General features: G+C 30.8%; 17 protein-coding genes and 1 pseudogene. 6 read left to right on the top strand and 12 right to left on the bottom strand.

What is annotated here, in order from left to right:
• Position 1: 1 nt before the first annotated feature.
• Entirely contained in the window at positions 2 to 409 is a 408-nt protein-coding gene (locus N3C_RS09870) for a DUF6762 family protein (protein ID WP_074365868.1), read from the bottom strand.
• Positions 410 to 516: 107 nt separating this feature from the next.
• Here N3C_RS09870 and N3C_RS09865 point away from each other — a divergent pair, with 107 nt between their 5' ends.
• Complete coding sequence (locus N3C_RS09865) at positions 517 to 840, top strand: hypothetical protein (protein ID WP_083604512.1); 324 nt, start codon at positions 517 to 519, stop codon at positions 838 to 840.
• Here N3C_RS09865 and N3C_RS09860 read toward each other — a convergent pair.
• Both N3C_RS09860 and N3C_RS09855 read right to left on the bottom strand, forming a co-directional pair.
• Positions 833 to 1,258 carry a Fur family transcriptional regulator gene (locus tag N3C_RS09860; RefSeq protein WP_074365867.1) on the bottom strand — a complete coding sequence of 142 codons (426 nt, stop codon included), beginning with the start codon at positions 1,256 to 1,258 and terminating at the stop codon, positions 833 to 835. The two genes, N3C_RS09865 and N3C_RS09860, sit on opposite strands and share 8 nt — an antisense overlap.
• Positions 1,259 to 1,436: 178 nt before the next feature.
• Entirely contained in the window at positions 1,437 to 1,991 is a 555-nt protein-coding gene (locus N3C_RS09855; RefSeq protein ID WP_074365866.1) for a manganese efflux pump, read from the bottom strand.
• A 261-nt stretch (positions 1,992 to 2,252) separates the two neighbouring features.
• Here N3C_RS09855 and N3C_RS09850 point away from each other — a divergent pair, with 261 nt between their 5' ends.
• Positions 2,253 to 3,464 (top strand): 6-phosphofructokinase, encoded by a 1,212-nt coding sequence (locus tag N3C_RS09850; RefSeq protein ID WP_074365865.1) that lies wholly within the window; start codon positions 2,253 to 2,255, stop codon positions 3,462 to 3,464.
• A 69-nt stretch (positions 3,465 to 3,533) separates the two neighbouring features.
• Here N3C_RS09850 and N3C_RS09845 read toward each other — a convergent pair whose 3' ends face one another.
• Positions 3,534 to 4,829 carry an aminotransferase class V-fold PLP-dependent enzyme gene (locus N3C_RS09845; RefSeq protein WP_074365864.1) on the bottom strand — a complete coding sequence of 432 codons (1,296 nt, stop codon included), beginning with the start codon at positions 4,827 to 4,829 and terminating at the stop codon, positions 3,534 to 3,536.
• 196 nt (positions 4,830 to 5,025) lie between these two features.
• On the opposite strand from N3C_RS09845, the gene N3C_RS09840 reads away from it, so the two are divergent.
• Positions 5,026 to 5,649, top strand: coding sequence for a DUF4397 domain-containing protein (locus N3C_RS09840; RefSeq protein ID WP_074365885.1), 624 nt, complete (start codon positions 5,026 to 5,028; stop codon positions 5,647 to 5,649).
• 143 nt (positions 5,650 to 5,792) lie between these two features.
• Here N3C_RS09840 and trmB read toward each other — a convergent pair whose 3' ends face one another.
• The 4 genes and pseudogenes from trmB to N3C_RS09820 form a co-directional block, all read right to left on the bottom strand.
• Positions 5,793 to 6,428, bottom strand: coding sequence for a tRNA (guanosine(46)-N7)-methyltransferase TrmB (gene trmB / locus N3C_RS09835; RefSeq protein WP_074365863.1), 636 nt, complete (start codon positions 6,426 to 6,428; stop codon positions 5,793 to 5,795).
• Between the two features lie 19 nt (positions 6,429 to 6,447).
• Positions 6,448 to 7,317: pseudogene (locus N3C_RS09830) on the bottom strand (ABC transporter ATP-binding protein); the annotation flags it as partial.
• A 93-nt stretch (positions 7,318 to 7,410) separates the two neighbouring features.
• The gene (locus N3C_RS09825) at positions 7,411 to 8,061 is read right to left on the bottom strand and encodes a site-2 protease family protein (protein WP_074365861.1); all 651 of its coding nucleotides are present in this window, start codon (positions 8,059 to 8,061) and stop codon (positions 7,411 to 7,413) included.
• Positions 8,062 to 8,067: 6 nt separating this feature from the next.
• Positions 8,068 to 9,105, bottom strand: coding sequence for a hypothetical protein (locus N3C_RS09820; RefSeq protein WP_074365860.1), 1,038 nt, complete (start codon positions 9,103 to 9,105; stop codon positions 8,068 to 8,070).
• 214 nt (positions 9,106 to 9,319) lie between these two features.
• On the opposite strand from N3C_RS09820, the gene N3C_RS09815 reads away from it, so the two are divergent.
• Positions 9,320 to 9,745, top strand: a complete 426-nt coding sequence (locus tag N3C_RS09815; RefSeq protein ID WP_074365859.1) for a transcriptional regulator PerR — start codon at positions 9,320 to 9,322, stop codon at positions 9,743 to 9,745.
• Between the two features lie 39 nt (positions 9,746 to 9,784).
• Here N3C_RS09815 and N3C_RS09810 read toward each other — a convergent pair whose 3' ends face one another.
• The gene (locus N3C_RS09810; protein WP_074365858.1) at positions 9,785 to 11,023 is read right to left on the bottom strand and encodes an ABC transporter substrate-binding protein; all 1,239 of its coding nucleotides are present in this window, start codon (positions 11,021 to 11,023) and stop codon (positions 9,785 to 9,787) included.
• Positions 11,024 to 11,119: 96 nt separating this feature from the next.
• Here N3C_RS09810 and N3C_RS09805 point away from each other — a divergent pair, with 96 nt between their 5' ends.
• Both N3C_RS09805 and N3C_RS09800 read left to right on the top strand, forming a co-directional pair.
• Positions 11,120 to 12,049 carry an FG-GAP repeat domain-containing protein gene (locus N3C_RS09805; RefSeq protein WP_074365857.1) on the top strand — a complete coding sequence of 310 codons (930 nt, stop codon included), beginning with the start codon at positions 11,120 to 11,122 and terminating at the stop codon, positions 12,047 to 12,049.
• 272 nt (positions 12,050 to 12,321) lie between these two features.
• Positions 12,322 to 12,699 carry a bactofilin family protein gene (locus N3C_RS09800; RefSeq protein ID WP_074365856.1) on the top strand — a complete coding sequence of 126 codons (378 nt, stop codon included), beginning with the start codon at positions 12,322 to 12,324 and terminating at the stop codon, positions 12,697 to 12,699.
• Between the two features lie 133 nt (positions 12,700 to 12,832).
• Here the strand turns inward: N3C_RS09800 and N3C_RS09795 are convergent, their stop codons facing one another.
• From N3C_RS09795 to N3C_RS09785, 3 genes are all read right to left on the bottom strand, one after another.
• On the bottom strand, positions 12,833 to 13,465 hold the full coding sequence (locus N3C_RS09795) for a hypothetical protein (protein WP_143312652.1): 633 nt from the start codon (positions 13,463 to 13,465) through the stop codon (positions 12,833 to 12,835).
• A 182-nt stretch (positions 13,466 to 13,647) separates the two neighbouring features.
• Positions 13,648 to 13,980, bottom strand: a complete 333-nt coding sequence (locus N3C_RS09790) for a hypothetical protein (RefSeq protein WP_074365854.1) — start codon at positions 13,978 to 13,980, stop codon at positions 13,648 to 13,650.
• 122 nt (positions 13,981 to 14,102) lie between these two features.
• The gene (locus N3C_RS09785; protein WP_074365853.1) at positions 14,103 to 14,420 is read right to left on the bottom strand and encodes a hypothetical protein; all 318 of its coding nucleotides are present in this window, start codon (positions 14,418 to 14,420) and stop codon (positions 14,103 to 14,105) included.
• Positions 14,421 to 14,442 lie beyond the last annotated feature (22 nt).

The raw sequence follows: 14,442 nt of genomic DNA, 5'->3' as shown, positions 1-14,442 counted from the left end.
ACTATATTTCTTCTTTGTATTCCTCTTCTTTGCCTTCTATAGCTTTAAAAGTACTTTCCAATTCACTCCTTATTAATGTACACAATAGAGAAATTTTTGATTCCATTTCCGAATAATCATCAATGAATTTGAATTTTACAAGCCAAGTAGGATTATATTCATCTTCATCAAAAGTAATTTCAAAACCATGTTTTTTAAAATTCTCCTCAGAAAAATTATCATATATGGCGGAATATTCCCAATCCTCCACATCTCTACCTGTATCAAAGGTAATATGTACAATACCTTCTTCACAAAAAGCTCTAGTAATATACTCAGCGCCCTCTTCTACCTTATAGCTGCCTACTTCTTTTGTAAGCATACCACTTTCTTTATCTCTTTCCATTAGTACAATGGATGAAAAATCCAAATTAAATCAACTCCTTAATCTATATTTATAATCTAATGAATATATTATAATAAAAATTTCTATATAAATATCTAATAAAATTTCTTCAATTTTACTAGGAGGTTCTTATGAATTTCTTTAATAAAAAAACTGCATTTATAGCTATTTTTATTATTATTATAATTTCAGCTGCTTATTATAACTATAATACTTATCAGAATAAAGATATTTCATACGTTATAGAGCAAAAGCTTACTAAAGGAGTATTTAATAAATATAAGTTAAGTTCCATTACTTCCACAGAGGTAACCTATTCCGATGATATCTTAGCCATAGTATCTGTAACTGGAATATCAAAGAATCATAAGGGCAGCTCAGCTACCTATAAAATATTGCTAGAAAAGCGTAGCAATGGCACTTGGAAGGTAAAGGAGGTTTATAAAGTTAAATAATTTTTTCTTTCTTTTGCTGGCAACTTTTACATACACCTTTAATATGAATTTCATGCTCCATCATAGTAAAGCCCGTTTTGCTTTTAATTATCTCTTCTAACATTTGAATAGGACATTCTAATTCAATTGACCTATGACACATATTACACTCTATAGTATGGTTATGATGGTCTTTTTTAATAGAATAACTGTACTTTCGATCACCAAGATCAAATTTTTCTACAATAGCTTTTTCTTCAAAAACTTCAAGGGTTCTATAAACCGTAGAAAGATTGATACCATAATTTCTTTCACAGCATTTTTCGTAAATATAATCAGCGCTGACAGCAGTATCTGCCTCTTTCAGTATCTGTAAAATAACCTTTCTAGCAAAGGTTACTTTAAGCTTATTATTTTTTAAAAGCTCTGTATCTATCATCCTATCTCACCTTCAATTATTCCTTTAGAACATTATAACACAAATAAATATAGCTTTACAAAAAATATCTATAAAAAGCTATTCTCTTATTCCAGTAGCTAAAGTAAGGCTTTTTCACTATTATAAAAACTTAACCCAAAAAGCAAAAAGTAGGTAATAGACTGTACTAACAGCCTTTTTACCTAAAAAACATCATTTTTATTCCTAAGAATATTAGCATAATTCCCCCTATATAATCGGCATACCTTGCTACTATGGATATTTTCTTTAAGTGTTTTGCAATAATAAAGGCAAGAAAAGACATTGTTGAAGTAACTACTCCAATCACTATAGTATATATTAAAATTAAAGAAAAGCTCTCTACTATACCTAAAGCAGTAAAACCTACCACTAAAGCATCTATGCTTACGGAAGCTCCTAATATTATGTACATTTTGGGAGAAAATAAAATACATTGCTCCTTATGCTCCATTCCATCATTAATCATAATTACACCTACAAGAGCAATTATAACTCCCCCAATCACTTCTGGCAGACTACTTATATAATTAACAAAATAATATCCAGCTATACTTCCTATAAAGGCAAAAAGAAACTGAAAAAAACCAAAAGAACCGGTAAAAATTAATTTACTTTTATATTTTATTTCTGGATTTAATCCAATGCTCAATGCTACACCAAAGGCATCTAAGGATAAAGCCAAAGCAATTATAAGCAAACTCCACAAATCCAACGATAACACAACCTTTCAAAAGAGCTTAAATTTAAGTTCATTACTTATAGCCTCAATTTTTTTCATAATAAATTTATATGCAATTAGCTATTTTTTAAGAATTCTCCTTTTGACTTTCTTTTCTCAAAAAATTAGAACAACACATTTAATTAAATGTGATATACAAAAGCCTTTTTTTTTATCCTTATACTATACATTTTGATTTTTTTATGTATAATATTTAGTGTGTTATAAAGTATTACTCTCGGAGGTAAAAAAAGTATGAAACGATGTATTATTGCACAATCCGGCGGTCCTACTGCAGTAATTAATGCTAGTGTAGCCGGTCTTTTAATTGAAAATAAACTCAAGGGATATTATGACGAAGTATTTGGTGGCATAAACGGAATTGAGGGTATATTAAACGAAAACTTTGTAAATCTTTCTCTTATGACTGAAGAAGATATAATTAGATTTAAATACACACCTTCTTCAGGATTAGGTTCATGCAGATATAAGCTTAAGGATCCTACAGTATCTACTGATGAATACAAAAAACTCTTTGAGATATTGGACAAGCATCAGATAGATACCTTCTTTTATGTAGGCGGAAACGACTCTATGGATACAGTAAACAAATTAAGCCAATATGCAAAAGATAATTCTATAAATAAGAGAATTATTGGTATTCCAAAAACTATTGATAATGATCTACCCATTACAGACCACTGCCCTGGTTACGGTAGCGCAGCAAGACTTATTGCAACAACAACTTTAGAAACATACTTAGATTCTACAGTGTACATTAACAATGGTATCTTTATATTAGAAACTATGGGCAGAGACACCGGTTGGCTAGCAGCTAGCGCCGCCCTTGCTAAATTAAATGGTAAACCTGTAGCAGATTTTATATATCTTCCTGAGGTACCCTTTGATGAAGAAAAGTTCCTTAAGGATACAGAAAGAGTTTTCAAAGAAAAAAATCATGTTTATATTGTAGTTTCAGAAGGTATTAAAAACTCAGAAGGAAAATATATTTCAGAAATTCAACCTTTAGGTGACCATGATAACTTTGCTCATGCACAGTTAGGTGGTGTAGCTGGATATCTAAAATCCTTAATTGTTAATGCTGGTATAACTTCCAGAGTAAAAACCCTTGAATTAGGTGTTATGCAACGTTGCGGTATGCATATAGCTTCTAATGTTGATATAGAGGAAGCAGCAGAAGCTGGAAAGGCTGCTTTAAACTATGCTAATGAAGGCCATAGTGGTTACATGGTTGGAATAAAGAGAACTTCAAATGACCCTTATAGCAGTGAAATGTTCCTTATAAAGGCATCTGAGGTTTGTAACAAAACAAAATACTTCCCTGTAGACTGGATTAATAAAGAACATAACTTTGTTTTACCAGAAGCTGAAAATTATATTGAGCCTCTGCTTCATGGTCCTAATAAGGAAGATTCTATACCTAATTATTACAAAATAAAAAAGTAACTACTTAAGATTAATAAACTGAAAAAAGGCTTTTCTCTAGCTATGCTGAATAAAAGCCTTTTCATATTTTTAGTAATGTCTTATCATCCGCTTTAGCTCATAAACCAATCTGTCCACTTCATTTTTAGTGTTATACAAACCAAAGCTTACTCTCACCATACCTGGTTTTTTATGATCTGGTAAATATCTATAATGCTCTATTTCGCTTGGAGTCAATTTTAATAATCTCTGTACATAGGGCTGTGCACAGAAGCAACCACTTCTCACTCCAATAGCACTTTCTTCAGAAAGTACTTTTGCTATCTCACTATGAGGTATACCTTCAACAATAAAAGGAATTATTCCAACTCTCTCTACGCATCCATGATAACAACCAAACAAGTGAATAAAGGGTAATTTCTTTAACCTATTTACTGCATAATTCATTAATTCCTTTTCATTTTTTTGAATCTTGTCCATTCCTATTTTAGTTAGTTCTTCAATGGCTGCTACTAGAGCTACCACTCCAATAATGTTAGGGCTGCCTGCCTCCTCCTTAAAAGGAGGGTCATCCCAATCAACGCTATAACGTGTCACTACCTTTACCGTGCCGCCGCCCTTATATTCTGGAGTCCCTTTTTCAAAAAATTTCTTCGGTCCAACAATAGCTCCAATACCAAAGGGTGCATACATTTTATGAGCTGAAAATACCACAAAGTCTATGTGTTCAGCACAATGGTCTGGTTTCATATTAATAGGCGCATGAGGAATTAATTGAGCAGCATCCACTATTATCTTAGCTCCATACATATGAGCTAAATAGGCTATTTTATGGATATCATTGACGTATCCTGTAACATTAGAAGCCCCTGTTACCGTTACATACTTAACTCTACCCCTATATCTCCTTAGCTTCTGTTCCAAATCCCATAGGCATAATCTACCCTGTTCATCAATTTCTACATAGTCTACCTTACATTTGTCACGCCAAGGCAAATCATTAGAATGATGCTCCATCCAAGTAGAAAGAACCACCCAATTACTATCTTCAATTAATCTATAGGATAATTTATTTAATCCTTCCGTAGCATTCTTTACAAATATAACTGTATTATTTTTCTCTTCTGCTCCAAGAAATTTTAAAACTTTATATCTAGCTTCTTCATATACTTTAGATGACACTTGAGATTTATATCCAGCACCTCTATGAATGGAAGAATACCAGGGAGAGAATTTAACAATGGAATCAATAACAGAAACAAAAGGAGGTGTAGTAGCAGCATTATCAAAGTTAATATATTTTAACTTTCCTTTTCTAACAGGTACTTCCTTATTTAATCCTACTATAAGTTTTCTATATTTTTCATTTAAATGTGCAGAACTCATTACACTCCACCTCTTAATCATTTTATTAAGTTGTGGCTATAATGTGATACTTCATTTACCTATATTAATAAATTTATTTAATTGTTATCAGTCAACAATTTTTGCTTTTTACATACTATGTTAATGTAGGTTTCAAATTGCATTTTTAAAATTCAAAGGAGTGAATGCCTTGTTTTACTGTCCTTATGAAAATCATATGCGTAAAAGCCCTACATCCTTTCCAAAATCCCATTATAGACTATTACATGCTTCCCCTGGAACTGGCCCTGTAGATGTCCATATAAACGGTAAAGTTGTAGCTAGAAATTTAAGATACTTAAACTTTACAAACTATTTTTCAGTTCCTAGTGGTATATATACTGTAAGAGTATATCCTACTGGAAAAACAAGTGGCCCCTTAATAGATACTAAACTTCAATTAGTTCCTGGCTCTATTTATACCATAGCTGCCATAGGAGACCCAGAAAACGTTGGAATACAACCTATTTCTGAACCATTACCTGGTCCTACAGCAAGATACTCTATGGTCCGATTCGCCCATTTAGCTCCTGGAACACCGGAGCTTAACATCATTCTTCCAGATGGTAAAAAGCTTTTCTCTAATGTAAGCTATAAAGAGGTTACTGAATACATCCAGCTAGCTCCCGGTAATTATGGTATCGAAGCCATAACCACTTCTAATAATAAGCGCATATTGATAGTTCCTCGAATCAATCTTCAAGGGGATAAAATTTATACTATCTATGCGGTAGGTAAGCTAAATGGTAATCCACCTTTACAAGTACTTATACCTCTTGATGGATCTACTTATTTAAGGTAATTGTAATAGTTCTTAAAAATTAACAATCCTGCTTAAAATTTAGTAAACTAAGTTTATGTAAAATAAAAAGGTGTCTATGGATAGTGATTTTACTTTTCACTTATTCATAGACACCTTTTTATATTAGTAAAAGTTAAACTATCTTATTTAAGTTTTGCTATTAAAAACATTGTTTTCATCCCTAAAGATGTAAACTTTTCTTCATATTCCGTTACTATATTCTGCTCAAAACCGCTATTGTGTAAATCATAGGTTATATACTTTATTTCAAAACCACTTTCTTCAAAATAAACTATAGAATCGGAAAATAAACCTTGGTCATCGGTTTTAAACCAAATTTCTGAAGAAGGCTTCAGAAAGCTCTTATAAATTCGTAAAAAATTACTATGAGTTAATCTTCTTTTATTGTGCCTTAACTTAGGCCAGGGATTGCAAAAATTAATGTATATTTTTGATATTTCATCCTTATCAAAAACATCTCCTATCCAATTTATGTTCATAGGAATTATTTTTACATTATCCAACTCTTTCTCTACAACTTTTCTAACAGCATATACTAAAACTTCATCCTTTAGATCTATTCCAATATAATTTATGTCTCTATTTTCATCTGCCTTTGTAGAAATGAAACGTCCTCTCCCACAACCTAATTCTAAATGAATTGGATTAGAGTTATTGAATACTTCTTGCCACTTACCTTTAAACTGCTTAGGTTCTATAATTACACATGGACTTTGCTCCATTTCTGGTCTTGCCCACCATTTTTTTCTTAGTCTCATACTTCATCCTCCATCTAATTTAATCTCTTAAGTTCCTGCCAGTTAAATTTAAAAATACAGTTTCTAAGTCAGGAACCTTGCTTTGAATATTATTAATTTTTATATTTCTTTTCATTAAATAATCCAATATATTATTTAAGTTATTTTGCTTTTTCCATGAACTAATTCCAATATTATTACCCTTTATACTAGTTGCAATAACTCCTGGAATAGCTTTCATTTCATCTTGATTAATCTCTCTTGTAGAGGAAACAGTTATCAAGAAGTTACTTACCTCTGTAATTGTGGATGTTAGCTCTTCCTTTCTTCCTTCTGCTATAAGCTTACCATGATCTATAATTCCTATTCGGCTACATATTTCCTCAACTTCATCCATATAATGACTGGTATAAATTATTGTACATCCCATTGAATTTAACTGCTTTACTGACTGCAATATGTGATTTCTTGATTGAGGATCTATGCCTACAGTAGGTTCGTCCATAATTATAAGTCGTGGTCTATGAGCTATAGCGCAGGCTATATTCAACCTTCTCTTCATTCCTCCCGAATACCTTTTAGGAAATTCCTTAGCTTTTTGTGTTAAACCTACAAAATCTAAGGCTTGAACAACAGCTTCCTTTAATTTTCTTCCCTTCAAACCATAGAGGCTAGCAAAAAAACTAACATTTTCGAAAGCTGTTAAATCTTCATAGATTGCCAAGTCTTGAGGTACTATCCCAATATTTCTTTTTATATTAGAAAAGTCTTTATCAATATCCTTGTCAAAGATTCGAACACTACCGCCGTCCTTCTCTAACAATCCACTAATAATATTTATGGTAGTGCTCTTCCCAGCACCATTGGGTCCTAGCAATCCATATATCTCACCTTCATATATAGATAAGCTGAGATTATTTACAGCGGTTACTTGCTTAAACTTTTTTCTTAATCCTTCTATACTTACAATTTTCAATATAAACCATCCTCTATATAAAATATCTTATATTATCAGTTTTCCAATATTTCTTAGTAGTTTATAAATCAAATTTGAAGGTATTCCAACTATATAATCAAATAGTGGAGTTACTAAAAATAAAATCAAAATTAGTATTTGATATTGTTGAATTTTATACTTATATTTAGTAAATCTAGAAGGAAATAAATCCTCAAGGATATGAAATCCATCTAAAGAAGGTATAGGTATTAAGTTAAATATACATAGCATAATATTATATTTAATTATAAATTGCATCATATAATAGATAACTACAGCTAATTTCACATTAGAAATATTAATTAATGCATACTTTTCATATAGTAATAAAATAGGAGTAAAAATTACTGCCACAATAAGATTTGAAATAGGTCCTGCTATAGACACTTTTAAATCATCCTTATAGTAATTTTTATATGCATAAGGATTAGTTTGTACTGGTTTTGCCCACCCAAAACCTGCAATAAGAATCATAATAAATCCCAAAGGATCGATGTGAGCTAAAGGATTAAATGTAAGCCTTCCTTGGAATCTTGGAGTTTTGTCCCCTAATTTATCAGCCATATAAGCATGAGCAAATTCATGAATAGTAAAGCCTATTAATAAGGCCGGTAAAACTAATAGTATATTCAACACTTTACTTCGTAATAAATCCATTATTTATCATTTCTCCTCACTATTTTTTAAGTCTTTAAATTCCTTTTTGATAAGGTAATTATCATTAATTACAAATATTCCTTCATTATAAACACCCACTAGCTTCCCTTTATACTTTAAAGATCTTTTTTCCATTAGGTTAATGAACTCCTTTGACTGAGGATTATCTATATATATCTTCCCTTGGCTGTTCACATAGATATTATCAATGCTATTGAACATTCCTACTTCTATAGGTTTCCAGCTACTTTTTTCATCAAAAAGATTTCTATAATATATGTAACTGATAGATCTACCTTCTCCCTCTGCTATATAAATATTTCCATACTTATCTATATTAATAACCTTTCCTTTTAAATTATCTAAACTTATTTCTTTTTTACTACCAGTAACATAATACTTACCACTTTTTTTATCTTCATATAATACCTTATCATCCTGACCTGTATACTTAATATATCCAATACTATTAGTTACTGTGGCAAGTTTATTAACTTCATCCCCTACTAAATATAGCTCATTCTTATTATCAGCATAAGCTATATTTACCACCAAATCACTATCTCCAATAAAATCCAAGTCTTCTATTAATATATTGTTACCAAGCCAACTTAAGTCTTTAATATCTTCTCTAATTTCCAAATCTGCATCGTAGGCTATTAATTTTAAACTACTTCCTCCCTCCGCCTGGCTTTGCTGCGCCACTACTATTTTGTTTTTATTAGGATGCCACTTATAAATATTAATCACATTGTTACTGCCAAATTCTAATTTTTTTCTTATTCCCATTTGTGCATTTATTACAAATAAACTATAATTATTATAGTAAGCACTAAATTCCCCATTATAGGAACTTTTAATTTCATCTACGCTATCAGGTACAAGAACTTTAGGAACACTATCTTCTTTTGTCTGTAATTTTATATCTTCTGAGCTAAAAGCCTGTAAAGACTTTAATTTATAATTATTTAAAAAAACTAAAAAACTTAGTTGAAGCACTACCGCTACTATTATAAATACAAAAAACTTTTTCCATAACTTCATAATTGCCTCCACAGCTATACTCTATCATTTGCTTATATATTATTATATCATCAATGCTTATAGCAATAAAAGTATTATTAGCTTTTTAGCAAGACCTTTACTATAAACCATTTTAATAATTAAACAACATATATTATTTAATAGTAATTATTTTTGACAAATATTGATTTTGGATATATAATTATTTTACTACTTTATAATAGGGATGGTGAATATGGACAACATTACTAACATTTTTAGGGAAAAGAACTTAAAATTAACTCCTCAACGTATTGCTGTTTATAAGTACTTAAAATCTACCTGTGAACATCCTTCCGCTGAGGTAATTTACAAGGCACTCCAGCCTTCGTATCCTACTATGAGCCTTGCTACAGTTTATAAATCCTTAAAAACTCTTGTAGAAGTAAAATTAATACAAGAAATCAATCTTGGAGAAGGCAATTTTAGATACGACGCAAAGGTTTGTCCTCATTCTCATGTACAATGTTTATCCTGCGGTAAGGTTGAAGATATTGAAGGCATATGCTTTGAAGATTTAAATTCTAAAATCGCTAGTCATACAAACTTTGAAATTTTATCAAATCAAGTATATTTTTATGGATTATGTAGCGATTGTAAAGAGCAAGATAAAAATGAATAAAGTGGCTAATAAAAAGGACTGCTTTTTAACAGTCCCTTTTTATTTTGTAGATTTATTTATAATTTCATCCCATTCCTTTCCCGTATATTTACCTTCCAAAATATTTATTACTGCAGACTCTAAATTAGGCTTAAACTGTTCAGGAAAGTTTTGCAAATAAAATATGCTGTCTGCATCTGCCTCTTCCATATGCTTAGCAATATCCTTATTAGGTGATGAAGTGATTTTTTTCTCATTAATATCCTTACTGCCTGTAATATACCCCATATCCGCTAATTTTTCTTGCATCTTTTCTTCATACATGAATCCTATTATATCATTGACCGCTTCTTCATTCTTTGTATTGGCAGGTATACACAAGAGCCCGCTACATATTACAGGACTTTTAATTTTTCTATCTGACATATTAAATTCTTTAACAATTTCAAGCTTTGAATCCTTAATACTTTTGGCAATAGATGAATCTGCTATCATTATCGGTATATCTCCATTAATTAAGCGATCTATAGTGCTATCAGTAGCTACCTCAAAGGTATCTTCATTTACATATCCTTCTTTAACATATTTATCAAGGATTTGAAATACAGGCTGTAACTGTAACTTTAAATAACCTTCCTTGCTAGAACCATAAGCCTGCTGAATCTTCTCCATATCTGCTACATTAGTAAAAATAAATGCTGCTGGTAACTGTTTAATCTCTATTTCTTCTGGTAACTTTACAGGTATCTTAGTTCCAGCAGCATTGAGCTTTTTTATTGTTTCTAGTAGCTCTTTACCATCCCTAGGTTCTTCAAGATTTGCTTTCTTTAAGCCCTCGGGATTATATATTATTTCAATAGAACTAGATATTAAGCCTAATCCAAAATGCTTATCTCCAATCCTTCCATAGCTTGAAATTATATTATAATACTTTTCATCTAATTTATTATTACTGCGTACTGGAGCCATATCACTTAATAGGCCTTTTTGACTTAAATTAATCATTTTTTCTCTAGAGATAATTAATAAATCAATTTTTCCCTGTATAAGATCCTCTTCCAGTTTATTATCAACTAATAAATTATTTAGAACCAGTTCTGTATCTTGATTTGCTTTATTGTATTCATCCAAAATTGATCTAACAATCTCTAAATTATCCTTATCTTTAATATCTATATATATATTAATTTTTTGTTTTTCCTCAGAAGCTTTTGTTTTCTTCCTACATCCAGTAATATTAACAATAAAAGCAATTATGGAAATTATGCATATTGCAGCCTTAAAAACCTTACCTTTCAACGTTCTCACCTCCATTAAACACAACTTTTCATTTTTAGTTTATGTAAATTAATTAAATATATAAACCAATCATATAATTTAATGGAGGTGTTTTTAATGAAGCTAAGGGTATTATTTCTAAAAAAAGTACATATTTTTTATTTCATTTTAGCAGTGTTATCCCTATTATTCCTTATATTATTCTTGAACTATGATAAAAAAACCGATGTATTTGCTATAGTAGATGAAAAAACTATAATAAAATCAGATTTAAATGGAGATGGTAAGGAAGAGATCTTATATATTAATAATGAAAATGATAAATACTATCTTCAGATTAGCTCTGATAATAAAAGTTATACACTAGTTCCTGATGATAAATTAGCTACTATGGGACAATATTATCCCTATTTTCCAATGAAAATTAATCTTATAGATGTAAATAGAGACAAAATTCCCGAAATTTTTGTCCAATCTATGGAAAAAGGGCAATGCATTCAACATATATTCTATTGGAATGGCTCCGAATTCATCGATAGTTTCTGCTCATCTAATAATATAATCGGTGTTATAGACAGTAAAAGTAACAGAACACCAAAAATAGTTTCTGGAAACTATAATAATAACTCTATAAGCCTTGCTTATTATATGCATTTAAATGGCAATGTTGAAAAGATTACTGCTAGTGATGACCTACCAGGAAAAGAAGCAGTGTCCGGATTTATTAATTATATTCATTCACTTCCTGGCGGTGAAGCTTACAAACCTAATAATGTATTCTCTCCTAATATCAGTGTAAAGGATTTGAACATAATTAGTAAAATGGCTGTAGAAAATAAAATTTATAAATTTACAGATGCTTATTTTGTAGATACTAAATTTAATTCTAATGGTATAGCCTCAGAATATAAATGGATTATTAACTTTAAAGCTTCACCTATATCCGCTAGTAGCAATAGTGAAAGAAAATCTATAATTTTATATTTAAGAAAAACAACAGAAGCAAATAACCCCTTTAAAATTGCATCTATAGAAGAAAAGAAATAATTTTTTAATAAAAAAACAAAGGGGACCGTTTTACGGTCCCAAGGGGGATGGGGGGTTTAGCATCAAATGAAAGGTTTGCCTTTCATCTTCAGCTATTGGAGATTAACTCTCCGTTTTACATTTAATATCTTTTCCCGTTTTAAAAAAAATATACACTTTCTATTAAATTTTATTATTTGATTGAAATTATATATTTAAAGTTATACAATATAACTAATTACATTTTTTATTAATGTATGAATTATTTTCCATTTATTCTAAGGGGGTAATTTATGTTTTCGGTTAAGGAGAGCAAAAATATGACCAGGATAGACAGTCTTATAGGAGAACAGTGCAAAGTAGTTGGTGATTTAAGCGGTAAAGGATTACTTAAGATTGATGGCTCTATTGAAGGTAATATTACCTGGGATGACGATGTAATACTAGGAGTATTATCAACTATAAACGGTAATCTCACATGTAAAAATGCAATAGTAGCAGGTAAGATTCATGGTAATGTAGTTTGTAACGGCAGCTTATCTGTAGAAGGTTCAGGAAAAATAGTTGGCGACATAACTATTGAAACACTATCTGTTAAAGAAGGCGGCATTATAAATGGAAACTGTTCCGTAGTAAAAAAAGAAAATCACTATGAAACACTAGAGGATTAGTACATATTTTAAAAGAAAAGAAGAGCAAATGCTACATATTGCATCTGCTCTTTTTCCTTAGTTAATCACTTTACTTCTTTCATATATTATAGATAAAAATATAGAGCTATATAGCTCCACTATTCATCTATAATCAATAAAAGGTACCTTTTATAATTTTACCTATAGCATATAATTGTACTACCATCTCTATTAATTCTGCTCTTTCCGGTGTAACTAATGGCCGTAAGGCCCAAAGTATTTCAACTCCCCTGTCCCCTTTAATAGGAACATCTTTATAATCTCCATCTTCTCTAGCAGAAGAAGTAAAATTGTTTAGTATTCCAGCCAAGCTGCCTAAGTTGCCTAAGTTTCCCAATATGCCCTGCAAGCCTCCAGACCCTAATAAATTACCTAAGTTATTTAATAAACCTTGGCTAGATTCATCTCCTGTTAAGGATCCTAAACTTTCTAGAATTCCTTGTCCTCCTTGATTTGAGTTCCCAAAAGCCCCCAATAAAGAACCTAATTGATTTAAATCTACATTTCCAAGCATTGATGCTATTTGACTAAAATCTATTCCATTAAAATTAAAGTTTTGAGAATCATTTTTTTCTATATCATCATCATTTTTTCTACTTTTCCTCTTACTAAACCTTTCCCCTTCTCTGCTACTACTGTGATCTCCATCTCTTACCTTATATTCATTAAAGCTACCGGAATGTAATGAACTCTCATTATCTTCTTCGTATACATCTACATCAATTACTTTTCTTTTTTTTCCCACGTTGCCACCTCCATCAATTTGTATGATAAATGCTCTGGAAGCAACATACACTATATCTAGGGAGTAAAAAAATCCTCCCTAGCAACTAAAAACTTATGGTCACTGGCACAACTAGCTACACAATATTAAAAAAAATCCATATAACCCCATACTACCCTTAAACTCAGTACCCTTAACTTTTACTATAGATCTAATAAGCCTCCTTCTTCAACTCCAAGAGTATCTACATTTATAATATTTGTATTAGTATTTGGGGCTTGATTGCCACCGATACCTCTTAATAATAGGAGTGGCAGTAATAATAAAAGAAGTCCATTTCCATTTCTCCTTCTTCTTCTTTTTCCACCACCACCGATTAAAGAGTCAAAAAAATCATCGTCGCCCCCACATAAGCAGCATATTAGAACTATAGCTATTATTATTAGCAAAAGGTTATTGTTTAATAATCCATTGCCCACATCTACACGAGAACCTTTGCAATCCTTAACCACAATATCTTTTGCCGTTCCTGCCATAGTGTATATCACTTCCTTTCATGATAATCTTTTAACTTTAGTTTTATAGTATATATTATTCCTTTATAGTAATTTTGACACTAAAAGAAAACAGAATGGTTGAAACCACCCTGCTTCTTTCATCATTTTTTTTGATTTCTACTGGACGCTAAAAGCTGTATAAATGTTTGCAATAGCATGGCTTTATCTGCATTAATTAAGGTTCTCAAAGCCATTATTATATCCGCATTGGGAGCAGTACGTATTCCTCTCTCTTCTTGTTCCTCAATTAAATCTCCCGCTTCATTTATGGATTGAGCTAATTGATTTATATCTATACTATTTATTATTCCTGCTAAATTTGCTAGGTTAAATCCCCCTTGAGCATGATTACTTACTTGTGGACTTTCCTGCTCATATCTTTCCTGTCTACTTGATCTACTTCTTCTATGCCTAGACATGATTTTCCCCCTTACCTTTTAT

Source organism: Clostridium sp. N3C (genome assembly GCF_900095445.1).
Classification (GTDB): Bacteria; Bacillota; Clostridia; order Clostridiales; family Clostridiaceae; genus Clostridium_AU.
Note: the sequence above shows the minus strand (reverse complement) of the source record. Positions and strands in the feature narration are given on the sequence as shown.

Coding starts and splice junctions, on each gene's coding strand:
- N3C_RS09785 (WP_074365853.1), bottom strand. CDS start 14,420: ATGTCTAGGCATAGAAGAAGTAGATCAAGTAGACAGGAAAGATATGAG.
- N3C_RS09825 (WP_074365861.1), bottom strand. CDS start 8,061: ATGGATTTATTACGAAGTAAAGTGTTGAATATACTATTAGTTTTACCG.
- N3C_RS09845 (WP_074365864.1), bottom strand. CDS start 4,829: ATGAGTTCTGCACATTTAAATGAAAAATATAGAAAACTTATAGTAGGA.
- N3C_RS09820 (WP_074365860.1), bottom strand. CDS start 9,105: ATGAAGTTATGGAAAAAGTTTTTTGTATTTATAATAGTAGCGGTAGTG.
- trmB (WP_074365863.1), bottom strand. CDS start 6,428: ATGAGACTAAGAAAAAAATGGTGGGCAAGACCAGAAATGGAGCAAAGT.
- N3C_RS09850 (WP_074365865.1), top strand. CDS start 2,253: ATGAAACGATGTATTATTGCACAATCCGGCGGTCCTACTGCAGTAATT.
- N3C_RS09840 (WP_074365885.1), top strand. CDS start 5,026: ATGCGTAAAAGCCCTACATCCTTTCCAAAATCCCATTATAGACTATTA.
- N3C_RS09790 (WP_074365854.1), bottom strand. CDS start 13,980: ATGGCAGGAACGGCAAAAGATATTGTGGTTAAGGATTGCAAAGGTTCT.
- N3C_RS09805 (WP_074365857.1), top strand. CDS start 11,120: ATGAAGCTAAGGGTATTATTTCTAAAAAAAGTACATATTTTTTATTTC.
- N3C_RS09815 (WP_074365859.1), top strand. CDS start 9,320: ATGGACAACATTACTAACATTTTTAGGGAAAAGAACTTAAAATTAACT.
- N3C_RS09800 (WP_074365856.1), top strand. CDS start 12,322: ATGTTTTCGGTTAAGGAGAGCAAAAATATGACCAGGATAGACAGTCTT.
- N3C_RS09860 (WP_074365867.1), bottom strand. CDS start 1,258: ATGATAGATACAGAGCTTTTAAAAAATAATAAGCTTAAAGTAACCTTT.
- N3C_RS09865 (WP_083604512.1), top strand. CDS start 517: ATGAATTTCTTTAATAAAAAAACTGCATTTATAGCTATTTTTATTATT.